Consider the following 26557-nt stretch of genomic DNA (forward strand, 5'->3'; position numbering starts at 1 on the left):
CACGCCCTATTCCCCGAGTCAATGCAAGGAAAAACTATGGGCAGTGCAGGAAAGCTTCCTTATAACCTCTAAGGCAGCCTAGCATGCTAGAGTGAGGCTAAAAAAAATTCCAACCAGCTTCTCATCGCGTCTACGCAGAACTTAGAGCAAGTTCTGCGTATACGCTAAATTATTGCTTTTCTACTTTGCCGTCTTTCATCACAAAGGTGACGTTTTCCATTGCACTAATGTCTTTTAGTGGGTTGCCTTTAACCGCAATAATATCAGCAAGTTTCCCCGCCTCAAGCGAGCCTAATTGTGTATTTTGCTTGAGTAACGTCGCCGAGTTAATAGTGGCAGCCTGTAAGGCTTGTAGTTCAGTCATGCCAAATTTCACCATGCGGCTAAACTGCTTACCATTGTCACCGTGAGGATAAACGCCAGCGTCAGAGCCAAACACCATATTCACGCCTGCTTTTACCGCTTTTGTGAAACTGGTACGCTGAGTAGCACCCACTTTACGCTCTTTATCTAAACTCTCTGGTAAAATTCCTGCCTTTTCGCCCTCACCAAGGATATATTCCGTATTGTAGATATCCATAGAGAAGTACGTGCCTTTGTCTTTGGCTAGCTGAATGGCTTCATCATCCACAAAACTTACATGCTCTACTGAGTTCACTCCTGCTTTAATTGCAGACTTGATACCATCCGTGCCGTGCGCGTGGGCAGCAACCGTTAAACCGCGTAAGTGTGCTTCGGTCACAATCGCTGTCATTTCCTCTTGGGAATATTGCTGAGCACCCACTTTAGTGCCTTTAGATAGTACGCCACCCGTTGCACAGAACTTGATTAAGTTAGCGCCATATTTAATATTTTCACGTACCTTTTGCCTTACTGCCCAAGGTCCATCAGCCACCCCTTCTGAAAATACTTTATGCTCATGGGTTAGGAGGTTGTTGTCACAATGGCCGCCAGTGATCCCAAGTGAAGGACCTGCTGCGTTTACACGTGGGCCTGATACGTCACCATCAATAATGGCATCGCGCAGCGCGATGTCAGCATAGCCAGCAGCACCAAGGTTACGAACTGACGTAAAGCCCGCATCTAGTGTGCGCTTGGCGTTTCTAACACCAGTAATTGCCGCACGAGGTGCAGTGCGTTGCAACCTTTTGTAGCCATGAACATGTGCGTCTGAAGTTAAGTGGACATGCATATCAAATAGACCGGGTAATAATGTGTGGCCACTTAGGTCTATCACCTCAGCACCTTTTGGATAGGCTTTACGATTTGATTTTCCGACTGAGATAATCTTATTGTCTTCAACGACCACAGTTGCAGGTGAGATAAGCTTGCCTGACACCACATCAATCGCAGAGTCAGCATTTAAAACATACGTTTGCGCGTACACACTACTTGAAACAAAGAGTGCCGTACTCATCCATATTTTTTTATTCATGTTACTTCCTCATTTTTTGCTTGAGTGTAGAAAGAATATGGCTTGCAAACAAACCGATCGCGACCAATAACTGTTCCTATTTCAAAAAAACTATGTTTTTCTGTCTATTATCACTTTGTTAAACCAGAATAATGCAATGGCGGTTATAAGTGCGATAGCGGCAAATAGCCCCCACATTAACTCTGGTGCCGCCATTTCTTGCACCAACACTTTATAACTCCAACCAGATAAAAATCCAGCAAATAAGAAGCCCAGCGCCATAGAAACAAAGTAGTATCCCATATACAACGCAGCTTGAGATTGAGGTGCGATACTCGCGACATACTCTTGGCTTTTGGGAGAGGCAAGCATTTCACCAAGCGCGATAAGCAATATGACAGTGACAATGAGCTGACCGCTTAACCAGTCGCTATCGCTAAGTAATGCGATAAACGCAACCGCCATCACCAGTAAGCCTGTGACTAACACATAAAATGGTCTAAATCGCTGACAGAGAAAGCTCACCAAAATTTGTGCGACTACGATCGCCGCAAAGTCTAAATTAATGAGATACTCAGGGTTGATTTGACGATATTGTACGAGTTGTGCAGCAAGGGTTTGCGCTTGGTGCTGTGAAAGTGCCTGTCCATTATCGTGAAGCGCATTTAGGGTTTGCAGTATCAACTGTATTTGCTCATGCGGGACATTCACTTTGAGGTGAACCCATTCAAGCCTAATGGTTTCAATGGATACTGCGCCGCTTTCCTTAAGCTCGTTGAACAGCGCAAAAATGGCAGCAGTTAACTTATCAATATCAACATGTGCTAAAAACGCGACGCCAGAATCGCCAAACCACGCCAATATATCTCGGGTATCTGCATAATCACGGATATACACAGGTAAAGTATAAAAAAGCTGATTATAAACAGTCCAAAAGCCTGCAAGGATCAGCAAATATAACGCAAACGGCAGGTTACTCACCTTCATCGGTTGTTGCCACCAAGCATTAGTCGGTGCTCGATTTATGAGCACTCTGTCCCACACCCAGTTAGCTACTAACCATATTGCAATCCAAGTAAACGCTTGACTGTAGTTAGAAAATCCAACTCCTGCTGACATCAATAGCGCCAGTGCGACAAACAGCGTAAGTGCTAAACGCGTATTACCCAGCACCGACTGCGCGGTTTTTAATACTTGAGTAAAAGATTGCTTGGTTTTAGGTAATGTTTGCGGATCTTTGTAAAATAACATCAAGGGAATAAAGTTTATGGCAATCCAAATCGCCGACATCATAAATACCGCATCCCAGCTAATGGCTCGCATATATCCCGCAACCAATGGACCTAAAAATCCACCAATATTCACCATGGTATAAAAGATCCCAAACCCAAGACCACGATTACCATCGTTTGTGCTGTGGCTTACGGTGCCAACGACCACAGGTTTAAAGCAGGCGGCACCTAGGGCAACAAAGCTCAGCGCGGTAAAGAACGGCCAAAAACTCTGTGCCTGTCCCAATAAATAATAGCTTGGCGTCATGATCAAAAATGCAAAAAAGAACATCTTTTTATACCCAACGCGATCTCCTAGCGCACCAGTTACAACAGGCAAAAGATATAAAAAGAAGGGAATAATCCCCTGTACCGCGCCACGCTCTATATCAGTAAAGCCAATACCACCTTGCGACTTCGGTGTTGTCATGTAAATTGATGACACGGCGAAGAAGCCATACCAAGCGAGCCGCTCAAATATTTCCATGATATTCGCAATGTAAAAAGTTCGACCAAACCCAGAAGACGACTTTGACCGATTTGCCTCATTGAGATCTGGTTCACACCACTGCTGCTGATTTTGCATAATGACAATACCTGTTATCTTTGTTATTTTATATTGCATACAATATACACAAATAATAACGAGAGAAAAGTATCATGTCTTTATTTTATCTATTCCATACCTTTTATTGGCGAATACCCTCTATCCAAAAGCCGCGGCTAGTATTTGCTCCTCTAATTGTAATACTTGCTTTACTCAGCGGGTGTAAAACTACGAGAAGCGATATTGCCGCTATTCCAAGCCCCGCTGATATGCACTCTGAAATAAGCGTTAATGGTCGAGTCAGCACGTTGAGACACATTGATATCCAACATGTTGGTAAACAAATTCCGCTGACTTATAGCGATGGAAAAATAGCCAACTCGCGGGGCTATGACTGGTGGGTGAGTAAACATTTTGCGCTAAAAAGTGACTTTCCTGAGGACAAAGTAAAACTCTATTTAGAATTACTAGAAATGTCTTACCCTCACTATGTTGAATTGTTTGGTATGGCGCCTGCAGCGATTGATAAAAAGAGAATTGCTGTCGTTTATGGCAGTTCACGCCAACGTACAAAAGAAGCCATGCTGGACGACGGTTTTTTGCGAGGCGTACATGAAACGGCTGGTGGCGAAACCATGTTTTATAACCGCGCAGGGTACAACTTTCCGAGTCATCGCCAGCATCACCAGCGCTACATCGTGATCCATGAAACCATGCATGCGTTTCATATGGCTCTGAACGGTCACTCAACTTGGGCACCCAATTGGATCACTGAGGGGATGGCAGATGCCATTGCAAGCCACGTATATGATCCAAATAAAAAGCAGTTAACTGTGATGGTTTTCGACCGTGCTCCAATGAATTATCTGCACTTAGGTTTACAGCAGTATCACCAAAATGGACAGCCATCTTTCGAAGCAATCAATGATGATCCATCACTCAAACGCGGGCTCAACTTTTTTATCGTACATTTTTTATTGAGCGACCCTGAGCGATATCAATATTTTGAACGCTTTATCGGCAAATTAATGGACGCAAACCCGCACTCTGAAAACACCTTGCCAACTGCCAATGCACTCTTAAAACAGACCTTCCCCAATTGGCCCCAGCTTGAACAGCAGTTTGCAGCGTTTGTGCGCTCTGCCACGCCAAGTTTTTATATTGTCGATGGGCCTTGGGAGCAAAACGGTGCTGCATATTGGCTCAGAAATACCGAAAGCAAAGCACTTAATCGTCTTGACATTCATCCAAACTTTTCTTCTACACATGTCGTGATGGATTTTCCCGCATCAGATAAAACACCTCTAATCAACTCACTTGATGAGAATAGTGTTGCAGCACTAATCGACTTCGAGCCGGAGCAGATTAGACGTGGGGAAATTGGCTTTGCGTTAATCGCTGATTTAACAAACCAAAGCTTAGATGCGCGTCTTGGACGCTCCAAAGTTGAAGAAGTTGATTTTAGTAAAGACAACTTACTGCAATTTACCCTTCAAGAAGGAGTAAAGTTAACGGTCTCAAGCAATCAAGCATTGTTTTCCGCAAAATCTATCGCATTGCTGCCGCAATTACGCATGGATATCAAGCAATATCATCAACTTGCGCTCACGCTTTCAAAGCAGGACGATGCGCTAGTTATTAAAATGAAAACACAACACCATGAGCAACTGGCTAGGTTACAATTGAGCCAAATCGACATTTCAGCGCTTAGCTTGCAAAAAATAAGTCTTCTTGGCCGAAATAATAATCACAGAGTAGCGCCCTACTTTGCCGCGCATGATTACTTGATCACGAATGAACAAACCGCTAATCCTTGGCACTTTAAAGGTGCATCGCTACTTCGCAGAGCCTTTAACACCTGTGTGGAATATAGCGCTCAGCTAAGTGACTGTATGACCCCACTTCGCGAAATATTTAGCAAGCAGAAATCAAGGACAGTCACTCAAACTGAGAATAAAACCCTCAAGCGCTTGATGCAGCAATGGCAATCAACCCTTGGCGACGATGCGCTCTTTACGCTAAGTGGTATCAACATCCAGGACTACTTTTCTGATGGATTGCACTATCTTTACGTCAACAATCCCAGTATCCATGATATTGCGCTAACTTACGGTAACTACAAAAAAATTCTAGCTTCAGGTGAACACCGTGTTCTATTGCCAAAACATACCTTTCAGAACTTAGTGATTAGTTGGAACGGATTAACACAACAAAAGCCTCTTCGAACGCCAGAGAAACCTTTTGATGGGGTAAAAATGGGAGTAACTATTCGAGACAATATAACCATTACGCTAACCGGTCCCTATTCAGGTGCATCGAGTGGCATATTACGCGTCGATTTTACTCCATTTCAATCATTTCAAAATGAAGGTTCACTTTGGCAGCGGCCAGTTACTTTCTTACCTTATCAAACACAAGTAATTGAAATAGATAAGTTACAAGGATTAAAAAATGGATTACTTGAGATTAAGGGTGAGTTTGACGTTGATGGTGAACTAATTAGGCTGGTTAAAATAGTCAATTTGTAGAAACAATTAATTGAAAATCTGCAAAGCCAAATAAAGTAGAAACGACGGTTTTGTGCAAATAAGATTGAGTGTTTTATACAACATACACGACTAACTGCTCCCTCAACCTGAGTGAGCAGTTAGACACTTACAATCCATATTAAATTGGCCATTTACGTTAGTTTATATTACGTAAAAAGTCGCTGGCTTTGCGAAATATTACTGCGTCGCCGTAAATTGCGATGCTCACAATAAGCCTCTATCGAATCTGCGCTACCAATCGCACCGTGAAAAGTTTGCTCAAGCTGGGTAGTAAGTTTCAGCCAATTACGTGCTTCTAGACCTAATTGCTCCAAAATGGGTTTTTGACGCGGATCGATAAATCCCGCTTTATCAGCACGAATGCTTCTTCCAGTAGAATCAACTAAGTCTAGATATGACCGTAATTCAAAGGGTATACCTTTGTGCATATGTTTTTTGGTATTTCCTAAAAACCGCGCTAGATACTTTGGCTGTTTGCATCTTTTTGCAAACTCACACCTAAGTTTTATACTAGTGTGTTCTGAATCTTCGGGGTTACTAGCTAATTTTGCACGAATGGGGTTTAAGTCTACGTAAGCCATACATGCCAACAAGGCTGAAGCATCAAGCAAGGCCTGAGATTTAAATCTCCCTTCCCAAAAGTGTCCGGTACATTCATCCTCTTGATTGGCGCGTCGAGCTATGTGCTCATTGAGCCCTCTCATAAACCAGCTAATACTCGCTAAGCGGCTTCTATATTCATTTATTTCTTTGCTCAACACACCTTTTTGCCCCTCATTTAAGCAGTCACCTTGGAGGAACTGCCGAGCGCGCGAAGATATCTTATAAAGCTTGCTCCAGCGTAGCAAAATAGCTTTATCATTGAGTCTTTGTGCTTTTTTATCATCGATATACAACACCACATGGGTGTGATTAGGCATTACCGCGTAAGCGCAAACATCCAAGCAAAATATTTTGGATAGAAAAAGTAATCGCACTTCAACCCAGGCCCGTCGATGCTCATAAGACTTGCCAGTCAGCATGTCTTCACCGCACAAAAAGGCGCGGCGGACGCAACGTGACACACAATGATAATAATGTGTATTTGACAAGTTGATTTGATACTTCCTTGCTAATCCCATTGTTCACTCCTTGAACATGCAAATGCTAATTGAAGAAATTAAAGCTTAGGCACATACCTTCAATTTGTAAACATCAACATAAATGTACCTGTCCATAGTTATTCGTTACTTTTTATTCCGAAAAATGGGGTGAATCTGCAACTTTCAGAGCTGTACTCAACACCACGATTTACCGCTAAGGTTTTGGAAGAAAATAAATATCTCGGCTCAGGCCATCGTTAAATTGTTGCCGTCTTACCTTAACGCCACCTAGCTTTTCAACCAAAGCTCGAGCAGCGCCATTATCATCATTCATGTAAGTCTCGACAGTTTCCCAATTAAATACATTGTAAGCATGTTTTAATACAGCGAGCGAAGCTTCCGTTGCAACTCCTTGGCCTCTCGCCTCGGGTAGCACCCACCATGTTAATTCTTTCGGCCATTCTTTGCCTTGCCAAAAACCACATGTACCAACATAGCTATCATTCGACTTTAGTTGAATTACCTACACACCAAAACCAAGTAAATACCAAGAGCCTACATCAGCTTTAAGCCTAGCCCAAGTTTGCTCTATTCCTAGTGGACCACCATACATTTTCGAAGCAGATCCGTCTGTATAAAATTTTTTATAGGTTTCAAAAGCGTCTTTATTGGGTGCGACCAATCTTAATCGATTCGTTTCAATCGTTGGGATCATATCTGCTATTCCTTTATTTTACGGTTTAATGTTGCTGTACAAGCAAAACAAAATAACACTGTATATCAAAACAGATATCTAGAATCAAACAACAAAAGATTACGCAATTATCTAAAGCGACATAGGTTAAGCTTAAGTGCCTGTCCTTTAAAACTTATAACTAGATAAACACCAATAAAGTAAATAGCAAGCTGTTAGCGTTAGGTCTTAGTCGTTGTCCTAACACTAACAGCTATAAAGATATGATTAATCAGGCTTTAGTTAATTAAAGTGGATGTCCTTTAAAGTGCGCTTTACAAATGGCGCTTTAGCTTTTCCATACTCATCTTGGGAGGCTATACCTTGCGCTATTACTAATTGTTTCTGAGTTTCATACTCCGCACGCGCGTCAGGATTACTGAGCATAAAAGCTTTAAACTTTTCTTGCTTGATATATTCTTCACTCCCTTTTTCAATAGCATGAGCATGCACTTGAAACAACTCGCCTTGATACATCACCGCGATGTCTTTTCTAGGACGAGTATCAGGAAATGGATTATCGCTGTGCTGATCTTTAAAGCCTACATTTTTAAGATGTTCAACAGCTTGCGTTAGTTTCCCTGGTTTGTATAACACAGATATATCGATGATCCCTTTGCCGGCAACCTTAAAAGAGCTAGAACCAAAGTGTAGAAATTCAAGCTCAGGGTGTGCTAATGCCACCATCACTTCTTCTGCCACTTCAACAAATATTTCACGCCATGGATTAAAGCTAGCTGGGACTAATTGGTAAGGGACGAATTCAATTTTTGACATGCCTGTCCTTTTAAATTTTTATATAAAATAGTTAGAACCAATAAACTGGGTAATGCCGCTTGGGGTTGCGCGACATATTGTTCACAGACAGCGCGACCAATAACATCAGCAGAGCCCCCATCAACACGGGATAAAATGCATACATATATCCCAAGTTATGAACCGACTCACCACCAATAATGGCGATTAGCGCGGTCGCTCCACCGGGTGGATGCAAGGTTCGAGTAAAGTGCATTACAACAATTGAGAGCGATACCGCAAGCGGTGCTGCAAACAGACTCTCTTCTCCAAGCAAAATAAAAATGCTGACGCCGAGTAAAGCTGAAAAGAAATGCCCGCCCAGTAAATTCCTCGGTTGAGAGAACTCTGCCATAGGAGCGCCATAGAGTAAAACAGCAGTTGCACCAAAAGAGCCAATGAGCAATGCGCTGCCAACACCATATGGTAAAGCGAGGTTAGAAATCACCGTAATCAACAAGATCCCCACCATTGCACCAACCCATGACCAAAGGATTTTCTTAAGCGGTTTTCTCGGAGGACACACACCTTTGGAGGCCATTCTTTTAAAGTAAACTTTCATGCCACCTAACAACCTTCGAGATTTATCAATGTCATTTTGTCAACGTTTGTATCGCGTGTACCGCCCGCTTAGCATCATTTACGGGTACGAAAATATGATCATGATAGAAGCCCGCAATTACATTCGCGCTAATATCAACATTTTTCAGTGCATTGGAAAATGCAGCCGTTAATCCCACAGCCTCTAGGCTCGAATGCACTTGCAAGGTAATTTTATTCATCACACAGCTGTAATCCAATCCATGCTCGTCTGCCATTTGCTTGGTGACTACCAGCGTTAACCCCTCGCGCTCCATAAAGGTCGCAATTGGATTGAAAATTACACACTCAGCGAGGCTTTTTTGCACTGTACAAAATACAAAAGGTGTTTCATCAAGCGTCGGGGAAATGTCTTTTAATAATTGCGATAAATTACTAATACCCGTCACAAATTACCTCCCGATGTTGTTGATAAATCACGGCTAGGTTCAAATGCATCATAACGAGGAAGCGGCGCGTCTAAGTCGTCCCAATTGGCTTTTGAAGAGATAAAATTATGTGATATTGGCCGCTCTTTGATATCCGAGTCCAAAATGCCAAGTCTTAACCTCACCCGCTTTGGATCGTTTTCGTTCGAACTAAAAATTGGACTTGCACAATGTTTGCAAAAATGGCGCTTTCTTCCAGGTTTAAACTCGAAGATGCTTAGTGCCTCTTCGCCACTGAGAATCACAAAATCACTCCACAGCACAAAACCATTAGTCGCATAAGCTGTGCCAGTAGACTTACGACATAAAGAGCAATGACAATGAATGATATCGCTGATTGGTCCACGGATCTCAACTTGAACCGCTTTACACAAACAACTCGCCTTGTAAGCCATACCTACCCCTTTGTGTTTCTGGTGATCCAAGTATCCAATTGATTGGCGAAATTTTGCTTATCAGCTTGAGACAAAGGCGGTGGCCCTTGAGTTTGCACGCCGCTGGCACGCATCGTGTCCATAAAGTCACGAATATTTAAGCGAGATTTTATGTTTTCTTTCGTCAGCAATTCACCGCGCGTGTTAAGTGCGGTGCACTTTTTCTCAATGACTTCGTCTGCAAGTGGAATGTCGCCAGTAATAACCAAATCACCTTCATTCACGCGCTTCACGATTTCGTTATCCGCAATATCAAACCCCTTCGGGACTTGAAGCTTTTGAATAAAAGGAGATGGAGGCGTTTTTAGATATTGATTTGCAACCAATGTAACCGTGGTAGAAGTACGCACTGCAGCGCGAAACAGCATTTCTTTTATCACCACGGGACAGGCATCGGCATCTACCCATATTTGTTTTGCCATAACAACTCTTTTAAATTTAAATTGTCTAGAGAATACTAAATTTGGGGATTAGGTTCACGCCTAAAATGAAACTCATATTCATCGTCATCAAACTGCACAAATCCCAATTTTTCGTATAAACGCTTCGCTGGATTCGCTTTAAGCACCGTCAATACCCAAGGCAATGTTGAGTGGGATTCTATCAAGCTTTTGATGACTTGCGCACCGAGCCCCTTTCCTTGTTGCTGGGGCTCTATTTGCAGCTGAAAGAGGTAATAGTCATGTTCACGTTGTTTAAACTTAGCCAAGCCAACACACTTTTCGTTCACGTATATCAAATGTGAGCTTGGGTATTCGTATAATACTCGGGCTTTATGTTCAGCTTCAGTCAAAAACAGTCCGGCATTTTCTAAGTGCGGCAACATGGTCGCTTTACGCAGTGCCACTAGGTAATCAAAGTCACTTTCTTTTGCCTGTATGAAGTGAATCTTATTCGTCCTCAATTTCGAATATTCCTTTTGCGTAAAGTACACCAAACCCAGATACGATGACATTCGTATCAGTCACTTCACAAAATAGCTCACCGCCACGTTTTGAAACCTGATGTGCATGAAGTTTTTGTTTGTTTAGCGCCTTTGCCCAATATGGCGCTAACCCGGCATGAATTGAACCGGTAACCGGATCTTCATCGCCCCCATTTGCAGGCCAAAAGTAACGAGACACAAAATCAACGTCATCGCCTTTTGCTGTCACCACAACATCAAAAGGCGCAAGGGTTTTCAGTTTATCGCTGTCGTACTCACAGCTGCGTACTTGCTGCTCAGTCTCAACAATCACAAAGTACGCTTGGCGATTTTTAAGTACCCGCGTCGGTGTTACGTTAAGCCCTTCCAGCAATGCGTCGGGGGCTTTAGTTAACTCAGGGGCTAATTTCGGAAATTCCATCACAATGCGACCATCAGCCACTTGCTTAACAGTGAGTGTCCCGACTTCTTGGGTTTGAAATTTTATCTCTCCGGACTTTCCCTTGTGATTAAGAAGTACATACGCCGCGGCAAGCGTGGCATGACCACAAAAGTCAATTTCAGTAATTGGAGAAAACCACCGGATCTCATAATGATTGTTACCAGTTGGCTTCAAAAAGGCGGTTTCGGAAAGGTTATTTTCGGTGGCTATCTGCTGCATTAGGGCGTCGCTAAGCCAATTTTCAACCTCAACGATTGCAGCGTTATTGCCACCGAAACGTTTACGCGTAAATGCGTCAACCACAAAATACTCAACTTGCATCTTTTACTCCTTTCAGAAACACCTAAAAACACAGTATAATTTACTGTAATTAGAAGCGAATACAACTTAAATAAACGTGTATTGAGGTTGATCTGTGTGACCATGATGCACGTAGTTAAAATGAGTAGAACCAAGTCGAGGCTTATATGTTTACAGATGCTACTTTATCAATCTTATGCTTATATTCATTAGCAATGTTTGTCACCAGCCTGCTAATGATAGCAACAGCCCCTAAAACTGATGATGAGAAACGCAAACAAACTATCACCGAGTACACTATGTTTGCACTTGCATCTGTTGCAGTATTTTTTGTGTCGTTTTACACGCTGTAACTGCCAGTTGGGTCATCTCGATTGATGGCCCAAGAGCATGTCCTTTAAGGCCTATTTTCCACTTTCAACCATTGCTTTTATCTTTAACGCCTTTTCGAAGTGGTCTAGTTCGTGAGTTTGTATCCACCAAGTCGCCGCTTCCATAAGTAGTGCAGGGTCCGTGTTTTTATTGGCAAAAAAAGCGTAAAATGATACGCCAACGTTATCCCCTTTTTGTGCGATTTTTTTATCACATACTTCTATTATCTTGCTTCTTAGTGCTGAGCGCATTTTTGGTTAAATCCATACATAATGATCTGCGATAAGTGTACCACCAACATCATCAGTATTCACCACTCCACGCGGCTCTACACCTTTACAGTTGATTATCATTTCATCAGTGCACAAGATTAATCTTCTTCACAAGCCTCCCTCTCCCTTACGTCTAGTTCGGTGAAACTATTTCTAAACGTAAAGGCATAAGCCGAATCTCCAAAACGACGCAGGTAATCGAGTCTTTCTTTGGCCTCATCTAGCGTCGGAATATGGCCCTCTTCAACCCACCATAACACGTAGGTTTCCTGTTCAGCGCGGTGAAACCATTCCTTTTTACGCGCCAAAAATTCCTTATGCGCGGTTTTAAACATAAAATCTTTGAGCGCTTGCTCCGACTGCCATACAGACATATTCACGATAATATTTGGATCATCAAACGCCTTAATCTCTATTGCATTACCGGTTTCATCTTTTAAGCGCCAAATAAAGCCAGGGCTTTGCTCTGCGAGTAAATTAATGCGGTCTAGACTTTCTACAAAGTATTGAATTTCTGGCGCATCCATTTGGTATTTAGCGGTGGCTATATTGAGTTGTGCTAATTGCATCGACGGCTTTTCCTTGTGGTGAGTTGCTACATTCTCCCAAACTTCACAATCATACTACTGTTTGCTCGTCGCCAAGTTAAGACAAAATTTAACCAAATAGAGATTTTTTCACCTTCTACATTTCTGGAAATGGATGCATATTAATGTATTGCACTATACGAGGTGCGCTTGCTGTATTCGCGCTACCACCATGGGGTAAAAACTGGTGCCAAATCACCATATCTCCGGCATTGGCTGCAATTGCTTTGGAACCCAGTTGATGTAAGTATTCTGTGTTTGGAATACATGGATCCCATGGAGCCGTTGCAAGCCATGACTCTAGCTTTGTATGAAATCCTGGCACAACCGTTGTTGCACCCTGTTTTTCTTCAGTGTCTGATAGATACAAAACCCCTTGCGTGCCAAACTTGAGTTGCTTAGAGAAATCTAAATCCCAATGTAGATCAGGACCTTGAAAACTAGATTGCACAGTTTCAGGCGGGTTGAACCCACACTGATCGGCTGAAACTATCAGTTGTTCGCTTTGCCATAACTGGCTAAATGCCTTATGAATTCTCATTGAATTCCGATTGTCTTCCAGTGCTTTATGTTGTACCAAATGCACCATACTACGACTCAATTTTTCGTGGTTAACCTTATACCAAGTCTTTGGTTCTGCTAATTCAATCTCCAAATAGTCTTGGATGGCGTTTCTCGCATTGGCACAGCCTTCGGCACTCACTGCATTTTTAACGATGACATAGCCGTTGTCCTGCCAGCATTTCAGGTCGTCCCCAGTGAGTACATCCGGCATATTCTGAACAGCAGCTATTTTTTCTTGATAACTGTCGGGGCAAGGTAAGTGGCAGGTGACATGTTTTAGCAATGCTATTTTTTCACTACTCGGCTGAGCAATTGTAACAATTGCATCAATAAAGCTATCGTAATCATGGGCATATTGAAACTGTATATGATGTGCTTGAGATTGACTTAGCCCAAGTATGTCAAAAGTCGCTTTATATAATTCGAACTCGACAGACTCTCCTTGCTGCTGTCTATTTGTGAAAGTGTTGTTGGCTTGAAGCCAGATTTTTTTGAGTATGGATAAATGATAAAGCGCTAGAGCAAGGTTTACATCGCACATTATTTTACAACCATCCTTTAAAGTAGAGTTGTGTGTTCCCTCCTTAAAATTTTATTACAAAGACGTTTTTTTTCAATTTTTACCGCTTACACCTCATTACACTATACGTATCACTAAACATGAGGATCCAGAAATGAAAAGAGCAGACTACTTCAATCAGGCACCTGAACTTATTCAGCACTTATTGGGACAAGAGGAATTATTAAAACAGCAAGCCCACGCAACTTTTGGAATCACAATCTGGGAGCTTGTTAAACTTAGAGCATCACAAATCAATCAATGCGCTTTTTGTATTGCAATGCACACTAAACAGGCACTAGAGTATGGTGAAACCACTAATCGAATTATTGGATTAAGTGCATGGCAAGACATGCCCTTATACACCAATAAAGAAAAACTGGCATTAGCGCTTTGTGAAAAGCTGACAAGCGCACAAGTGATTGATGATGCTTTTTATCAAACACTTAATGTAGAATTTGATGATAAAGAATTGACCACGTTAACTGTCGCTATTAATGCCATCAACAGCTGGAATCGGATCGTGAAAATGTTTAAGCCGAATGTAGAGTTCAATGAGCACAGAACTAACGCTTGAATTAATAAACCCAACAGGTGAAATCGCTAACTATGTGCAAGCTATCTGGTTTGCACAATCACATAAGCGCGGAGAAACTTGGCTTCCAAGCGACGGGGCAACTGGATTTATTTTCCCTCTTCGTGGGCTTGTTAGCTTCAATGACAATCAGCTCACAGCCCCCTTTTATCTGCAACCAATTGCCATTCAGTCTAGCAAAGTCAACTATTCTGAACAGGCATGTTTTTTCGGGATCCGCTTTAAACCCGCGGGACTGGCATTTTTGAAAACGCTGCAACACCCTATAGCAAATCCCAATAATATATTGCCCTTGTTGAACACGCTGCAAACTAGTGCCAACCTGACAGCATTACTTCGACTTCTAGAGCCGATATTGAATATGCCAATTCCTCGACAGAATTCTATCCTACATACCCAAATACTCCTTGAGCATATTGTTTCAATGACCCCTTTAGAGCAAGCATATGCTCAAACTCCGATCGGAAAACGGCAATTAGAGAGACAAGTTAAAACACATTGTGGGATCACCCCAAAACATTTAGCTCGCATTTATAGAGTTCGATTGGCTAAACAAAAACTGAGAGAAACGCCTGACATTAACATCGCTCAACTCGCGCTAGATTGCGGCTACGCTGATCAATCCCATCTTATTCGCGAGTTTAAAACTATCTTTCAGATCACACCGGCAAAATACACAAAGCGACTAAAAGCTGCAGACACAACGTTACCTGCAGCTCGGTAAATTTTTCAACGACCAGCAATACAAAAGCAAGGTGAATTTATTACTATTTATTCGCGCAACGTGCTACCAAGGTTTCGCTTAAAAATTGATTTACCTCAGTTTGCACTTTTTTGTTAAAGCTGTAGTGACCCGAGTTAAGTGCGATATGTTTAAATGGATGAGAAAAACTAGCTTCGCGTAAATCAGCTTCAATATATCCGGCCATTTTGTACGATGGCCAAATTTCATCGTGTTTGGCAGAGACCAGCAGCACTGGCCCATTGGTGTTTTCAACCGGGATGCGAGCGGCTGCAATTGCTTCAGGCGTTGCCTCTGCCAATGCAGCCTCAAAGGCAGGTGTAAACTCTCCCGTTACGTTCCCCTTTTGCATTTTCCATGACAACAGGGGTGCATCAATGTAGTCCAGAGCATTGCCGCTAAGTGTCCAGCTCGAGCGAGAAGACAAGGTCTTAACAGCATTCCAGCTTACGTGACTAGGCATAACGGACACTACATGGTTTATCTCATCAAAGTGCGCCCCGAGTAATAACGCAAGCTCCGCTCCTTTAGAAAAGCCATACACCGCTACGCAATTTGGGTTTATCTTTGGATCTGCACTCAATGCTTTTATCCGTTTGGCTATATCATTCAAAGATAATTCAGCTGCACTGCTCGATGTATTTTCAGTGCCATAATAACCAAGTGCCGCTACTGAGACACCAATATCATTAAACCCATCTAAAAATGGTTTCCACTGAGGATTAGCGAGTGTATTCCCCCCTTCGCTGCCACCTAACACCACAACCAATGGATGAGTCTGACCATCATCGATAAACTGACGTTTAACATCTGGTATAGTCGTGTTTGAACAGGCCGCAAGAAGCCCTACCAAAGAAAATGGCATTATAGTTTTCATCATTTTATTACCTTTTTGAGTTAGCTGAGCCCTATGTTGCTCAGTTGTTGTTTGAGTAGTTTTGCACCGCCCCGGCTAGTCACAACTTGTAAATTGCTATCTCGCAACTTGACAAGGTAACCCCCTGTAACCCAGCGTTCAAACGCAGTTATCGCGCTTTGGTTTACAATGGCATTACGGTGAACTCTTAAGAAATGTGTTGGCAATTGCTGTTGGATCTCCTCAAGGGAGCCATCAATGGGATATTGCTGTCCATTACTAAACGCAATGGCTTGACCGTATTCCAGCTTGATAAGTTCGATACTGCTGACATCAATTAGTGAGGTTTTCCCCGCCACCTTACTCGTTAAAGTAGCGGCTAATCCTGTCGTGATAACACGATTAACTCTTGATAGTGCCAGGGCTAAGCGTTCAGTACTATACGGTTTGAGCAAATAATCAACCGCGCCGAGCGTAAAGGCCTCAACCGCAAACTCACTGTAGGCCGTGGTAAAAATTATCGCACCTGCAAACCCCGTCCCTTGAAGTTTCTCGACCAGAGTAACACCATTGCATTCTGGCAAGTTAATATCGACAAAGACAATATCTATCGCCAGTTCTCGATATGTATCAAGAAATACTAATGGCGTGTTACAAGTCAGTACCAAGTTGTGCTTGGTGATCTGGCTAAGTTGTTCCGTTAATTTATCAATGGCTGGTTGCTCATCTTCCACAATGGCAATGTTCAACATTCCTTTGCTCCTCGTGTGAGTAAAAAGCTGACAACCGCACCACCTGTGTGCATGTCGTTACCAAGCCTAGGTTCAGCATTTTCTTCTAACTTTAATCGTGAGCGCGTGATCGAAAGACCGAGTCCCGCATCTGACGAACCCAATATGTCCTGCTCCTTAAAGCCCACCCCGTTGTCACTGATTTTAAACATTAACTGGTTCGCTAACTTTTTGATTAATACATCAATGTGAAGCGGCTTTCTGTTGCCATGTTTCACTGCATTTTCCAAAAGCGGCTGTAAAATCATTGGCGGTATTACTTCGCTCAATAATGCATCGTCGATATCAAAGTCGATGATAAGCGCATCCCCAAACCGGCTTTGCTCTATCTCGCACCATTGATTTAGTGCAATTAGCTCATCGGCAACGGACACTTTGCTCGGTATTTTTCCGCTTGTCACAGAATGCGTTAATGAATATCTTAATACCGCAGCGAGATTATGAACCAAAGACCGTGCTGCTTCTGGTTGATTTGGTACAAAGGCTGCAATTGTGTTGAGGCTGTTGAACATAAAGTGCGGGTTTAACTGACTGTGTAATAGCTTAATTTCAGCGAGTTGGCGAAGCTGTTTTTCTTGTTTTAACAACTTTTGGGAAAGGTAGAACTTAATCACCACAAAAATACCGCTAGACCAAGGCAGTGCGATGGTTAGCGCCTCAAACAGTGAAAATGCATGGGTATTTAACATTCCACTTCTGAGTACACCCCAACATAAACAGCCCATTACCATCAGTCCATAAAAACCGATATATTGCAGCGGCCAATTGCCTATCTTGAAACGGATAATGAGTACGTAACTTATCACCATAGGTAACCAGTAGAGGAACACAACCGCCAAAATAGAAGAAAGCGCGATATTTGCCGACAACAACATGCCCCGCTGCACCCAATCGGTAAGACTGATAGCAAAACTTATTGCGGCAACGATGGCTAAAATTGCGAATTGTTCATTTCGCTGCAATGTGAGATTGACCATAATCAATACAAATAGTGACTGAATACGTTCATGGTACGCATTTAGCGTCGAAAAGCACTCTGAATATTGCTGAATGGTCGCTTTTCAATGCTAAATGGTTATCTGTATTAGTCCACACTTTTACATCCAAGTTAAAGTGCTAAAAAATAGATTAACTTGCTTTAAATCTTAAACACTTGAGGCTGCTTTGCTCATCAATGTCTTTAAATTCAGGTGGGTTTTGTAAACGTTCAACAAATGTGAGCGTTGGTGCCTCTCTGGTCATTTCATCAATCAGAAATTGGCTTGAAACATCGGGAGAATTCACACACGCCAACACTTGGGCATTTGGCGTAAGTAACTCAGGAAGCTTTCTTAAAATACGTTGATAGTCTTTGGTCAATGCAAAGCTGCCTTTTTGAAAGCTTGGCGGATCAATTACGATAAGGTCGTACGGCCCATATTTACGCACTTTTCCCCAAGATTTAAACAAATCATGGCCTAAAAAAGACACCTTGCTGAGGTCGTGTTCATTGAGTTGGTGGTTGACTCGGCCTTGCTTGAGCGCCGCTTTTGCCATATCTAGATTCACAACATGGGCAGCACCGCCCGCAATCGCCGCGACGGAAAACCCACAAGTATAAGAAAACAGATTAAGTACCCGAGCCCCCGCTGACTGAGCTTTAACAAACTCACGACCCAAACGCATATCTAAAAACAGTCCCATGTTCTGCTTTACGCCAAGCTTTAAGCCATATTTAAGTCCATTTTCTTCAACGATAGGCATAGCGGTTAATTCACCATACAAAACCTCAAGATCTGAGTCAGGCAAATAACGATGTTGCAGCAAAATAGCAGAGAGTTTTCCGTTAAATGCTTTGGTCTCCACAAGCGATAATAATGCCAGCTTTAACGACGCTATCAAGTCAACGTCGTGCTCCTTGAATAAAGAGACTAAAAGCTGACCTTGTAACCAATCTACTGTGATTTGTTCAAGCCCTTCATAGCAACGACCACGTCCATGAAATAGACGTCTAAGCTCGTTTGGTACGGCTTGGGTTTGCAAATGATTAAGGAGGGTCGATACAGGGTTTATTGCTGTCATGTCGGTGTCTGGTTATGCGTAAAGTTCGGCATTTTACTTGTTACTTCATAGCAAAAGCAAATGCCTAAGGTCTGCTTATCTTTCACGTTTATTTTTTGCAGCAAAGGAAACCAGTCTTATGGACGCCACAACATCGTTGTTGCCCCGCTAAAACCGATTAACCAATTGAGATAAGAAAAATCTTCATGATGGGAGGCAACAAAGCCCATTCTCATATAAAGCTTTTTTGCCTGAGGATTAGAATCAATGACATCAAGTCGTAAAGCGTGAAACCCGCTTTGTTTGGTATAGCGCTGCAGTGCCACTAAAAGCGCAGTGCCAACACCTTGTCCTCTGACCGATTCTGCAACTGCGATGCCGTCCATCACCACTTCATTGGGCGCAGGCTTTCGCTCAAATAGGGTAAACACCGCTGCGGCTTTAACCCCGCCTAGTAAGCCTAATTCATCAATGAGTCCAGTAAAGCCCATATTTGATGTAAAACCGCTTTTGCCATATTGAAAGCCCGCAACCCCCACTAACTTGCCGTCTGCAAAGGCAGCAAACGAGTATTCTGAGATGAAGCTCTTCGCGATAATAGTGATCAGCTTATTGCGATCCGGCACTGCGGCTTTGAATTTGCTACCAAACGCATCAACATAAAGCTCAGCAGCCGCTTGCGCATGCTCAATGTCCCATCCTTGTGTTATTTCTATTTCCATACCTTACCTCAAGCTAACGTATAGACATCAATTTTAGGTCAAAGTTAGCTTAGGTATGAAGTTCGAATTTGTAAAAAATTCGAGTCGATTATGCATGTAACTTAATTGTTAGTTTGCGCCATACACGTTCAACGGGACCCACCTTAAAGAATCGCCCGTAAATCACATTTAATAGCAGCTGCACTGCCATAATAACAAGCCATAAGAGCAAGAGCTCACTGCGACTTAGCGTATTATGTAATCCAAAGCCATAAAATATCACCACCAATAACAGTGACTGTCCAATGTAATTACTCAGCGCAAATCGACCCACTTGATTTATCGCCTCAAGGGGTTTGAACCGATGCAACCAACGGTTATATAGCAAAGATAACAAAACCAAGTAAACAATCGCTTGCAGCTCCCGGTTAAGTACGATGACCATTTGTTTAGCGTAAGACAACACTGGGATATGTGAACTTTGTAGCCAATGATAATAGCGAGCTTGAGTGGCATAACATGACACCGCAATCAAGCAAAGCAGTGCCACTACCGCAAATGGGCTAAGTTTAGTCTTTGAGAACAATCCCCATTGAAACAGCTGCGAGCCTATCAGCATCATCATTAGCGTGGACCAAAAAATACTTGAATAAAACAGCTTACCTTTGTGGACTTGCTGGCTGTCAAAGTTTTCCTGCCAATACTCAGTTAAGCTTGGCGTTTCTTCCAAAGTACGATGGATGGCTGTCCGTGGTTCGGTTTTATTCTGCCACCGATTAATCGCTTTTTGCTGGTCTCGTGTGCGAGACGCTTCGTCCACATTGAGTGCTGCTTGGTAAGCATCGTATTGGGCGATGGTGCGCTCTGCTCTGCCAAAACCTGCAACTAACATAAACGCCAAACAAATTACTATGCTGACTTTGATGGCCCGGGAGCCAAGTAATATGACGGTGGTGGCAATCATTCCTATCACGGCATAGTGATAGAGAATGTCGCCACTCCAAATACAATAAGCATGAACAAGGCCGAGTATAAATAAAGCCACTAGCCTTGCCGCACTTAATTTAATAGCAAATTCAAATGGCTGTTTTTGAAGAATAATGGTGAGACCTGCGCCAAATAACATCGCCAACAGTCCGTAAAACTTGCCCTGAGCAAATACATAAACCCAGTACCTTACCTCACTGTCTATATCCGTCATAAAGCCATATTGGTAACTGCCCCATGGATTGGGATAGGCAAAGCTTTCGATGTTGATAAGTAAAATACATAGGATTGCTATCCCGCGAATAAAGTCGAGGCTGTTAATACGATTTCTTTCAGGACTAGTCATCGGCATTACCTATGCGGCCCGACTGTCCATCATGGTGAGCTAGCTTTGTGTTTTCGCTATCGAGCAGTGTGGTAATTTGTGCAACCTGCGCGCTAAATTCATCAAATTGCGTGTCACTTAGCTTGGTGTTTTTTGGTTGTTTTAGGGTGAGTGGATTGATGGCTTTTCCATCTTTATGCACTTCATAATGTAAGTGACGCGCCTGCGACAGGCCGGTATTCCCAAGATAACCAATCACATCGCCTTGCTTTACTCGCCCCCCAGCCTTGAGACCGTTCGCAAAGCCATTTAAGTGAGCATAAAGTGTTTGATAGCCTTTACCGTGATCTAACACTACGCGATTACCAAAGCCGCCGCCCCACCCAGCTTTGAGTACTTTTCCAGAACCCGCAGCCATAATAGGCGTACCAACAGGCGCACCAAAATCGATCCCTTTGTGCATTCGGGTATAGCCCAATACTGGGTGATGACGTTTACCGAAGTTTGACGATAATCGAGCACCGTTAAGGGGCGTTTTCATTAGAAAGCTTTGCGCGAGGGTACCATCTGAGTGGTAAAAAGCGGTCGTTCCACCATTATCAGTAAACCGGTATAAGCGGTATTTTTCTTTTCCTGAAAGTAGCGCAACATGTTGTAATTCTATAGGTTTGGAGATTTGCTTGAGTAACTCTTCGGCTGCCACAAGCTGCTGTTCTTGAAATACAAAATCAATTTGATCGCCGGCATATACTTCTCTTTGAAAATCGACAAGGTGAGATAAGGCGACAATACTTTGATTGATAATGTCGTTAGGCACCCCGATTTTTCTGGCGTCCACAAAAAAGCTAGAATCTATGCTTGTCGATAAACGCTTTGTTTGCGTGACGGTTTCAAGCTCACTTAGCGATGCATGCCACTGCTCATCCACTCTTTTAATCTCAATAACCTGGGCAAATGCATATTCAAAGCGGATCTGCTGTACTTGTCCGTCTACAAGCTCTGCTTCTATTAACTGTCCAGCCTTGAGCTTAGTCAGTGATGTCCACGTACTCACGGCTTGTTCTACCAGCCAACTATCGCGATCACTGAATGCAAACTCACTTAAAAGATTCGCTAAACTCTCACCCGATTTAAGTTCAAGTAAACGAATATCTTGAACTGGCTTTAGCTCCTGGGTGATTTGGGCCGCGACTGAGTCTTCAGCGGATCCATTATGTACAACAGCTTGCTCTTGATCTGCTTGCGCCGACACAAAGGTGTTCTCTTGCGCTTTATTGACCGAATGAGTCTGCTCGGGTTGTTTCGAGCAGCCAAAAGTTGCCATCATTGCAATGGCGATAGAAAGCTTTTTAATCATGTTAATTTTCCAATAAGGTAAGCGGATCAATGCGCGTGTTGTTATGTAGAGCTTCTAGATGTAGATGTGGACCAGTGACTCGACCGGTTTCACCTATGGTACCGATCACTTCTCCTTGTGATACTTGCTCACCCACCTCAACATCAATGCTATCAAGATGTGCGTAGAGACTTTGATAACCATTGTCATGATGGATCAACACCACTTTACCGTAATTCTCAGGCAAGGTTTTATCATCGGCAATCGTGACCGTACCGCTGGCAACCGCCATCGCAGGTTCACCAACGCCGCCAGCTAAATCCAGCCCTTGATGTGCTTTATTGTGACGAAAATTCGATACATGCCCAAACCTTGATGTTATTTCAGGGGTGGCGACCGGGTATGTCCATGTTTTACTCACCATTGCCGTTCCCATTGTCCATTGAATATTGCCATAGGCTAAACCTGAACTAAGCAACACAAAAAACCCTATCAACACAAGGTTACTAGGCTTCTTTTTAGATTTAAGAATAACGCTAAAACGCTTTTTATAATCATCTAAAGTCAATGAGTTAGATGCAAAATTTGCTGTCATATTCATCGTTTTCGGCGGAGCAGCAGCCCGTTTTAAAGAGTTCATTAATGCTTTGCTATAAGCCAAAGGCTCAAGGCTGTGCTTCGCTATCGTCACCTCATCACAGCAATATTCCATCGCTCGAATAAAGCCCAGTTCCATTTTCGCAATAAACGGATTAAACCAAGCAAGCGTCGCGAGTATTCGCCAAATTACGACGGCAATATGGTCGCCCTTATCTATGTGGGTTAACTCATGCAGAATAAGTGCTTGCTGCTCTGCCTCTGGTAGCGTGTCAAATTCCACCGGCAAATACACTTTAGGTTGCCACAGTCCGAACACAAAAGGAGAGCAAGTAATTGGCAATTGATAGCAACTCCGTGCACCGAGCTTTATTTTTGAGGCGGTGCTACAGAGGCGTGTTACTCGCCAATACTGTCGCCCAAGTACCAAAAGATGAGCGATTAGCCCAACGCAATAGACCAGAAATACAGCCATAAGCGTCAGGTTTAGCCAGTCAGACGCAACTTGAGTGCGCTTCGTCATTGCCAGCAGCGGCTCTGCAAGTTGTTGTAAATTGGCATTAAACAATACGGCTGGAATGGCATTGTGTTGCTCCATGTGTTCAAGTGGGATCCAAGGCAAAAAAGTCACTGCCAGCACGCCCCACCAAAGTCCTTTATTCTGTACATACCGAGCGGAAAATTTCACACCTAGTGCGTACGTTAAGCCACTAAGCGCCACCCACAGCAAGACCGAAAGTAATATTAGTTCCATACCTTACTCTTTATCACCTTGCGTCTTAGCTAACTCATCTAACATGGCTTCTAATTCATCTAATTCATCCGCTGCAATTAACTTACTATCTGAAAACATAGCGATTGGCAGAGGCTCATCCAACTCCATGATTTGCTTTGCAAACTCTTGGGCATAAAGTGCGAGAGTCGGTACCTTAGCAAGGACAGCTGAGTATATTTTTTTATTGCCTTGCATTTGCTCGGCGAGATAACCCTTTTCACACATTCTCTCAAGAGTTTTTCGAGTTGATGAGTAGCTCCAGCTGAGCTTTGATCCTATTTCTGTGTGAATTTCTTTACCCGTTCTTGGCTGTTCACGCCAAAGGATCTTTAAAACGATTAGTTCGGTTGAGTTAGGTTTCATTGTTTTTCTCACAACTGCGACACATGTCACACATTAACAAACAAAAAAGTGCGACACAAGTCGCACATCGTGCTTTTTTTAATTTTCACCACGAAAAATGGCGACATTATCAACAGCACTTATACTTCAAGTTGATATGCAAAAAATGAGTTATCTGTAGTGCTAGAGCTAATTAATATTCGCCATAAATTATGGCTGCTAATTGTGTTTCCCGTCATTGCGCTTGCCTTATTGCTTGGATATGCTTTTAACCGTTACGCTCACCTTGAGTCAGAAGTAGAATCTCTATACGCCGATCGTGTTGTGCCGCTTATTCAAATAAAAAAAGTATCAGATCACGGTGCGATTCAGATTGTCGACATACTTCATAAGTATCGTGCAGGGCTGGTCTCCCAAGACGAGGTGTTGATGCAAATAGCAGATGCTACTCGGGTCATGAACGACGCGTGGCAAAGCTATCTAAACACATATTTGGTGACGGCGGAGCAAGTCAAAGTTGAACTCATTGAGTTCCAAATGCAGGCCGTATTTACGCATATTGCCACGCTCCAAAGCGCGATAAATCAAGGGACATTTTTAGCGATTCCACAAAATCAGTTTGTTACTGCACTTTATGAAAAGTTCGATCCGTTAACTGCGTCACTACAAGCACTCACCGAGGTACAAAATGACGTCGCACTCAGTATTGTGGAGCAAACCGAGCAACAATTTAGCCAACTAAAGTTGTTGCTCATTATTTTTTCTGGGATTGTATTGGTGAGCTTAATCGCCGTTGGCTTAGCTTTATATCGCTCTATTCAACATCCAATCAATCATATTCGCTCGCAAATCAATCACATTATTGAGAGCTCGAGTCTCGAAAAACGTATCGACATTGATAACCACAATGAATTGACTGATGTTAGCCTTGCCATCAATCAGCTCCTTAGCCACATTCATGTGATCCACCAGCAACTGGTAGAGGCGGAAAAATTATCGAGCCTAGGTAGTTTAGTTTCGGGATTGGCTCACGAGGTAAATACCCCACTTGGCGTTTCGATTACCGCAGTGTCATCCTGCCAAGAGCAAGTGGATGTGATGGAAACCGGCATGAAAGCGCAGCGTTTGTCGCACGCTGAGTTTTTAGAAATTATGGCAGCATTGGATTCTGGGTTGTCTATCGCAGAGCGAAATCTCGGCAAAACGGCAAAGCTAGTACAAGAGTTCAAGAATATCTCCGCAGAGCAAGAAACTGACGTCGAGCAACTTGTCGACCTAGAAGCCGTTATTCGCGATTATTGCGAACAAACGGCCCGTTTCCAGTTAAAGATGCGCGTTGAATTTAGCGCAACAGGAAAACTGGAACAACTGGTCAAAATCAACGTTAAGGCGCTACAGCAAATCTTGTTGCAGCTGCTAGAGAATGCCCGAGTGCATGGTTTTAGTAATGATAGCGACACCCAGCCGTTTGCCGCTGTTCGTTTAGAGATCACTGACAATAAAATATTTATTCGAGTCAAAGACGAAGGCGTCGGTATGAGTAATGAGGTCCTAAACCGGATCTTTGAGCCCTTTTACACCACAGCTCGCCAACATGGTCATGCCGGGCTTGGACTTTCCGTCACCTATAATCTCGTCAAAAAACATTTAGAAGGTGACTTAAAAGTCAATTCCAAAGCCGGAAATGGCACAACGTTTACCATCTTGTTGGCGAACAAAACGTTGGCACAAACCGCCTAACCAACTTGTGCCCTCATAGCATACTTAACGAGTGACAAAGCCTCCGTTAACAAACAAAGTTTGCCCAGTCGTCCAGCGTGATTGCTCCGACGCAAGATAAAGCACCGCAGGGGTAATATCGTCTACTTGCCCTAGTCGGTTCATTACACTTGCAGACTGCAAATAATTAACGGTTTGCTCGTTTTCTTCGCCATGGAAAAAGTCAGTGTCAATTGGACCTGGTGCGATGGTATTGACGGTCACTCCTCGATGTCCGATTTCCTTTGCTAGCGCACGGGTGAAATGCTCAAGTGGTGCTTTTGAGCCAGCATAGAGCGCATAATTTCCAGTAAATGCTGCCAGCAGCGAAGTGCCCATATTAATGATCCGACCGTTATCACGAATATGTTTAGCGGCTTCTTGCATCACAAAAAATGCCCCTTTACAGTTGATCCCAAATAGCCTGTCAAAATCTTCCTCGCTATACTCAACAAACGGTTTTTTGCTGATAGTACCGGCATTATTGATAACGATATCTACGCCGCCAAACTCACTAATAATATGCTCAAATATATTCATTACCTGCGCTTTATTGCTGACATCTCCGTGTACTAGCGTCGTCCTAACACCCAGCGCTTCAACTTCCTTCTGGGTTTCAAGTGCTTGTGGTTTAGAATGCTCACTATGATAGTGAATAACAAGATCAGCGCCTTGCTTTGCCAGCGCTATGGCAAAATCCTTGCCCATATTTTTGGCTGACCCTGTGATAAACGCAACCTTACCTGTTAATTGCTTAGACATACCTATTTCTCCTACTTGAAATATTCAATCGACTTTTAGTGTAGCTAGGTGAAGGGGATACAGGTATAGTGATTTT

The 26557-nt window shown here is 43.0% G+C and carries 30 protein-coding genes; 5 read left to right on the forward strand and 25 right to left on the reverse strand.

Annotation, left to right across the window (positions count from 1 at the left end):
• Positions 1-169: 169 nt before the first annotated feature.
• Both MHN30_RS10800 and MHN30_RS10805 read right to left on the reverse strand, forming a co-directional pair.
• Positions 170-1435 (reverse strand): amidohydrolase family protein, encoded by a 1266-nt coding sequence (locus tag MHN30_RS10800; RefSeq protein ID WP_239359544.1) that lies wholly within the window; start codon positions 1433-1435, stop codon positions 170-172.
• A gap of 90 nt (positions 1436-1525) precedes the next feature.
• Positions 1526-3271, reverse strand: coding sequence for an MFS transporter (locus MHN30_RS10805; protein ID WP_239359546.1), 1746 nt, complete (start codon positions 3269-3271; stop codon positions 1526-1528).
• Between the two features lie 74 nt (positions 3272-3345).
• On the opposite strand from MHN30_RS10805, the gene MHN30_RS10810 reads away from it, so the two are divergent.
• Complete coding sequence (locus tag MHN30_RS10810; protein ID WP_239359547.1) at positions 3346-5760, forward strand: hypothetical protein; 2415 nt, start codon at positions 3346-3348, stop codon at positions 5758-5760.
• Between the two features lie 167 nt (positions 5761-5927).
• On the opposite strand, the gene MHN30_RS10815 is transcribed toward MHN30_RS10810, so the two are convergent.
• The 10 genes from MHN30_RS10815 to MHN30_RS10855 all read right to left on the reverse strand — a co-directional run bounded on the left by MHN30_RS10815 (position 5928) and on the right by MHN30_RS10855 (position 11541).
• The gene (locus MHN30_RS10815) at positions 5928-6902 is read right to left on the reverse strand and encodes a transposase (protein WP_239359548.1); all 975 of its coding nucleotides are present in this window, start codon (positions 6900-6902) and stop codon (positions 5928-5930) included.
• A 175-nt stretch (positions 6903-7077) separates the two neighbouring features.
• Entirely contained in the window at positions 7078-7383 is a 306-nt protein-coding gene (locus tag MHN30_RS23805; protein ID WP_343224342.1) for a GNAT family N-acetyltransferase, read from the reverse strand.
• A 3-nt stretch (positions 7384-7386) separates the two neighbouring features.
• Positions 7387-7578: a hypothetical protein gene (locus tag MHN30_RS10820; protein ID WP_239359549.1), complete on the reverse strand. Its 192-nt coding sequence runs from the start codon at positions 7576-7578 to the stop codon at positions 7387-7389.
• 261 nt (positions 7579-7839) lie between these two features.
• Entirely contained in the window at positions 7840-8373 is a 534-nt protein-coding gene (locus MHN30_RS10825) for a GrpB family protein (protein WP_239359550.1), read from the reverse strand.
• A 31-nt stretch (positions 8374-8404) separates the two neighbouring features.
• Complete coding sequence (locus MHN30_RS10830; RefSeq protein WP_039495654.1) at positions 8405-8953, reverse strand: HPP family protein; 549 nt, start codon at positions 8951-8953, stop codon at positions 8405-8407.
• Positions 8954-8984: 31 nt separating this feature from the next.
• Complete coding sequence (locus MHN30_RS10835) at positions 8985-9380, reverse strand: ACT domain-containing protein (protein WP_239359551.1); 396 nt, start codon at positions 9378-9380, stop codon at positions 8985-8987.
• Positions 9377-9814: a GFA family protein gene (locus tag MHN30_RS10840; RefSeq protein WP_239359552.1), complete on the reverse strand. Its 438-nt coding sequence runs from the start codon at positions 9812-9814 to the stop codon at positions 9377-9379. The genes MHN30_RS10835 and MHN30_RS10840 overlap by 4 nt, the downstream gene beginning before the upstream one ends.
• 2 nt (positions 9815-9816) lie before the next feature.
• Positions 9817-10275 (reverse strand): YaiI/YqxD family protein, encoded by a 459-nt coding sequence (locus MHN30_RS10845; protein WP_010371749.1) that lies wholly within the window; start codon positions 10273-10275, stop codon positions 9817-9819.
• A 35-nt stretch (positions 10276-10310) separates the two neighbouring features.
• The gene (locus tag MHN30_RS10850) at positions 10311-10757 is read right to left on the reverse strand and encodes a GNAT family N-acetyltransferase (protein ID WP_239359553.1); all 447 of its coding nucleotides are present in this window, start codon (positions 10755-10757) and stop codon (positions 10311-10313) included.
• Positions 10744-11541, reverse strand: a complete 798-nt coding sequence (locus MHN30_RS10855; RefSeq protein ID WP_239359554.1) for a PhzF family phenazine biosynthesis protein — start codon at positions 11539-11541, stop codon at positions 10744-10746. Before MHN30_RS10855 ends, MHN30_RS10850 begins: the two co-directional genes overlap by 14 nt.
• 146 nt (positions 11542-11687) lie before the next feature.
• Between MHN30_RS10855 and MHN30_RS10860 the strand changes: the two genes are divergently transcribed.
• On the forward strand, positions 11688-11873 hold the full coding sequence (locus MHN30_RS10860; protein ID WP_010604566.1) for a hypothetical protein: 186 nt from the start codon (positions 11688-11690) through the stop codon (positions 11871-11873).
• A 51-nt stretch (positions 11874-11924) separates the two neighbouring features.
• On the opposite strand, the gene MHN30_RS10865 is transcribed toward MHN30_RS10860, so the two are convergent.
• The 3 genes from MHN30_RS10865 to MHN30_RS10875 all read right to left on the reverse strand — a co-directional run bounded on the left by MHN30_RS10865 (position 11925) and on the right by MHN30_RS10875 (position 13856).
• Positions 11925-12143, reverse strand: coding sequence for a DUF6500 family protein (locus tag MHN30_RS10865; protein ID WP_069019013.1), 219 nt, complete (start codon positions 12141-12143; stop codon positions 11925-11927).
• A gap of 119 nt (positions 12144-12262) precedes the next feature.
• A complete protein-coding gene (locus tag MHN30_RS10870) occupies positions 12263-12733 on the reverse strand; it encodes a DUF3291 domain-containing protein (RefSeq protein ID WP_239359555.1) in 471 nt (156 codons plus the stop codon).
• A 115-nt stretch (positions 12734-12848) separates the two neighbouring features.
• The gene (locus MHN30_RS10875) at positions 12849-13856 is read right to left on the reverse strand and encodes a phytanoyl-CoA dioxygenase family protein (RefSeq protein WP_239359556.1); all 1008 of its coding nucleotides are present in this window, start codon (positions 13854-13856) and stop codon (positions 12849-12851) included.
• Between the two features lie 133 nt (positions 13857-13989).
• On the opposite strand from MHN30_RS10875, the gene MHN30_RS10880 reads away from it, so the two are divergent.
• Positions 13990-14451, forward strand: a complete 462-nt coding sequence (locus MHN30_RS10880; RefSeq protein ID WP_239359557.1) for a carboxymuconolactone decarboxylase family protein — start codon at positions 13990-13992, stop codon at positions 14449-14451.
• Positions 14429-15193 (forward strand): helix-turn-helix domain-containing protein, encoded by a 765-nt coding sequence (locus MHN30_RS10885; protein ID WP_239359558.1) that lies wholly within the window; start codon positions 14429-14431, stop codon positions 15191-15193. The genes MHN30_RS10880 and MHN30_RS10885 overlap by 23 nt, the downstream gene beginning before the upstream one ends.
• Before the next feature lie 43 nt (positions 15194-15236).
• On the opposite strand, the gene MHN30_RS10890 is transcribed toward MHN30_RS10885, so the two are convergent.
• The 9 genes from MHN30_RS10890 to MHN30_RS10930 form a co-directional block, all read right to left on the reverse strand.
• Positions 15237-16091: an acyl-CoA thioester hydrolase/BAAT C-terminal domain-containing protein gene (locus MHN30_RS10890; RefSeq protein ID WP_017218617.1), complete on the reverse strand. Its 855-nt coding sequence runs from the start codon at positions 16089-16091 to the stop codon at positions 15237-15239.
• A gap of 17 nt (positions 16092-16108) precedes the next feature.
• Entirely contained in the window at positions 16109-16819 is a 711-nt protein-coding gene (locus MHN30_RS10895; protein WP_239359560.1) for a LytTR family DNA-binding domain-containing protein, read from the reverse strand.
• Positions 16813-17835, reverse strand: coding sequence for a histidine kinase (locus MHN30_RS10900; RefSeq protein WP_239359562.1), 1023 nt, complete (start codon positions 17833-17835; stop codon positions 16813-16815). Before MHN30_RS10900 ends, MHN30_RS10895 begins: the two co-directional genes overlap by 7 nt.
• A gap of 151 nt (positions 17836-17986) precedes the next feature.
• Complete coding sequence (locus MHN30_RS10905; RefSeq protein WP_239359564.1) at positions 17987-18919, reverse strand: class I SAM-dependent methyltransferase; 933 nt, start codon at positions 18917-18919, stop codon at positions 17987-17989.
• A gap of 116 nt (positions 18920-19035) precedes the next feature.
• The gene (locus tag MHN30_RS10910; RefSeq protein ID WP_174169005.1) at positions 19036-19620 is read right to left on the reverse strand and encodes a GNAT family N-acetyltransferase; all 585 of its coding nucleotides are present in this window, start codon (positions 19618-19620) and stop codon (positions 19036-19038) included.
• Between the two features lie 88 nt (positions 19621-19708).
• Complete coding sequence (locus MHN30_RS10915; RefSeq protein ID WP_239359566.1) at positions 19709-20932, reverse strand: DUF418 domain-containing protein; 1224 nt, start codon at positions 20930-20932, stop codon at positions 19709-19711.
• Positions 20925-22268 carry a peptidoglycan DD-metalloendopeptidase family protein gene (locus MHN30_RS10920; protein ID WP_239359568.1) on the reverse strand — a complete coding sequence of 448 codons (1344 nt, stop codon included), beginning with the start codon at positions 22266-22268 and terminating at the stop codon, positions 20925-20927. Before MHN30_RS10920 ends, MHN30_RS10915 begins: the two co-directional genes overlap by 8 nt.
• A 1-nt stretch (position 22269) precedes the next feature.
• Complete coding sequence (locus MHN30_RS10925; RefSeq protein ID WP_130163882.1) at positions 22270-23598, reverse strand: M23/M56 family metallopeptidase; 1329 nt, start codon at positions 23596-23598, stop codon at positions 22270-22272.
• Between the two features lie 3 nt (positions 23599-23601).
• Positions 23602-23982, reverse strand: a complete 381-nt coding sequence (locus MHN30_RS10930) for a BlaI/MecI/CopY family transcriptional regulator (RefSeq protein WP_010371797.1) — start codon at positions 23980-23982, stop codon at positions 23602-23604.
• Between the two features lie 159 nt (positions 23983-24141).
• Here MHN30_RS10930 and MHN30_RS23900 point away from each other — a divergent pair, with 159 nt between their 5' ends.
• The gene (locus MHN30_RS23900) at positions 24142-25701 is read left to right on the forward strand and encodes an ATP-binding protein (protein ID WP_239359569.1); all 1560 of its coding nucleotides are present in this window, start codon (positions 24142-24144) and stop codon (positions 25699-25701) included.
• Positions 25702-25725: 24 nt separating this feature from the next.
• On the opposite strand, the gene MHN30_RS10940 is transcribed toward MHN30_RS23900, so the two are convergent.
• Positions 25726-26481 carry an SDR family oxidoreductase gene (locus MHN30_RS10940; protein WP_239359571.1) on the reverse strand — a complete coding sequence of 252 codons (756 nt, stop codon included), beginning with the start codon at positions 26479-26481 and terminating at the stop codon, positions 25726-25728.
• Between the last annotated feature and the right edge of the window lie 76 nt (positions 26482-26557).

It is taken from the genome of Pseudoalteromonas sp. OF7H-1, assembly GCF_022347825.1.
Classification (GTDB): Bacteria; Pseudomonadota; Gammaproteobacteria; order Enterobacterales; family Alteromonadaceae; genus Pseudoalteromonas; species Pseudoalteromonas maricaloris.

Excerpts from the sequence above, each read along its gene's own strand:
- MHN30_RS10800 (WP_239359544.1), bottom strand. The coding sequence starts at position 1,435 with ATGAATAAAAAAATATGGATGAGTACGGCACTCTTTGTTTCAAGTAGT.
- MHN30_RS10805 (WP_239359546.1), bottom strand. The coding sequence starts at position 3,271 with ATGCAAAATCAGCAGCAGTGGTGTGAACCAGATCTCAATGAGGCAAAT.
- MHN30_RS10810 (WP_239359547.1), top strand. The coding sequence starts at position 3,346 with ATGTCTTTATTTTATCTATTCCATACCTTTTATTGGCGAATACCCTCT.
- MHN30_RS10815 (WP_239359548.1), bottom strand. The coding sequence starts at position 6,902 with ATGGGATTAGCAAGGAAGTATCAAATCAACTTGTCAAATACACATTAT.
- MHN30_RS10820 (WP_239359549.1), bottom strand. The coding sequence starts at position 7,578 with ATGATCCCAACGATTGAAACGAATCGATTAAGATTGGTCGCACCCAAT.
- MHN30_RS10825 (WP_239359550.1), bottom strand. The coding sequence starts at position 8,373 with ATGTCAAAAATTGAATTCGTCCCTTACCAATTAGTCCCAGCTAGCTTT.
- MHN30_RS10830 (WP_039495654.1), bottom strand. The coding sequence starts at position 8,953 with ATGAAAGTTTACTTTAAAAGAATGGCCTCCAAAGGTGTGTGTCCTCCG.
- MHN30_RS10840 (WP_239359552.1), bottom strand. The coding sequence starts at position 9,814 with ATGGCTTACAAGGCGAGTTGTTTGTGTAAAGCGGTTCAAGTTGAGATC.
- MHN30_RS10845 (WP_010371749.1), bottom strand. The coding sequence starts at position 10,275 with ATGGCAAAACAAATATGGGTAGATGCCGATGCCTGTCCCGTGGTGATA.
- MHN30_RS10855 (WP_239359554.1), bottom strand. The coding sequence starts at position 11,541 with ATGCAAGTTGAGTATTTTGTGGTTGACGCATTTACGCGTAAACGTTTC.
- MHN30_RS10860 (WP_010604566.1), top strand. The coding sequence starts at position 11,688 with ATGTTTACAGATGCTACTTTATCAATCTTATGCTTATATTCATTAGCA.
- MHN30_RS10865 (WP_069019013.1), bottom strand. The coding sequence starts at position 12,143 with ATGCGCTCAGCACTAAGAAGCAAGATAATAGAAGTATGTGATAAAAAA.
- MHN30_RS10870 (WP_239359555.1), bottom strand. The coding sequence starts at position 12,733 with ATGCAATTAGCACAACTCAATATAGCCACCGCTAAATACCAAATGGAT.
- MHN30_RS10875 (WP_239359556.1), bottom strand. The coding sequence starts at position 13,856 with ATGTGCGATGTAAACCTTGCTCTAGCGCTTTATCATTTATCCATACTC.
- MHN30_RS10880 (WP_239359557.1), top strand. The coding sequence starts at position 13,990 with ATGAAAAGAGCAGACTACTTCAATCAGGCACCTGAACTTATTCAGCAC.
- MHN30_RS10885 (WP_239359558.1), top strand. The coding sequence starts at position 14,429 with ATGAGCACAGAACTAACGCTTGAATTAATAAACCCAACAGGTGAAATC.
- MHN30_RS10890 (WP_017218617.1), bottom strand. The coding sequence starts at position 16,091 with ATGATGAAAACTATAATGCCATTTTCTTTGGTAGGGCTTCTTGCGGCC.
- MHN30_RS10895 (WP_239359560.1), bottom strand. The coding sequence starts at position 16,819 with ATGTTGAACATTGCCATTGTGGAAGATGAGCAACCAGCCATTGATAAA.
- MHN30_RS10900 (WP_239359562.1), bottom strand. The coding sequence starts at position 17,835 with ATGGTCAATCTCACATTGCAGCGAAATGAACAATTCGCAATTTTAGCC.
- MHN30_RS10905 (WP_239359564.1), bottom strand. The coding sequence starts at position 18,919 with ATGACAGCAATAAACCCTGTATCGACCCTCCTTAATCATTTGCAAACC.
- MHN30_RS10910 (WP_174169005.1), bottom strand. The coding sequence starts at position 19,620 with ATGGAAATAGAAATAACACAAGGATGGGACATTGAGCATGCGCAAGCG.
- MHN30_RS10915 (WP_239359566.1), bottom strand. The coding sequence starts at position 20,932 with ATGACTAGTCCTGAAAGAAATCGTATTAACAGCCTCGACTTTATTCGC.
- MHN30_RS10920 (WP_239359568.1), bottom strand. The coding sequence starts at position 22,268 with ATGATTAAAAAGCTTTCTATCGCCATTGCAATGATGGCAACTTTTGGC.
- MHN30_RS10925 (WP_130163882.1), bottom strand. The coding sequence starts at position 23,598 with ATGGAACTAATATTACTTTCGGTCTTGCTGTGGGTGGCGCTTAGTGGC.
- MHN30_RS10930 (WP_010371797.1), bottom strand. The coding sequence starts at position 23,982 with ATGAAACCTAACTCAACCGAACTAATCGTTTTAAAGATCCTTTGGCGT.
- MHN30_RS10940 (WP_239359571.1), bottom strand. The coding sequence starts at position 26,481 with ATGTCTAAGCAATTAACAGGTAAGGTTGCGTTTATCACAGGGTCAGCC.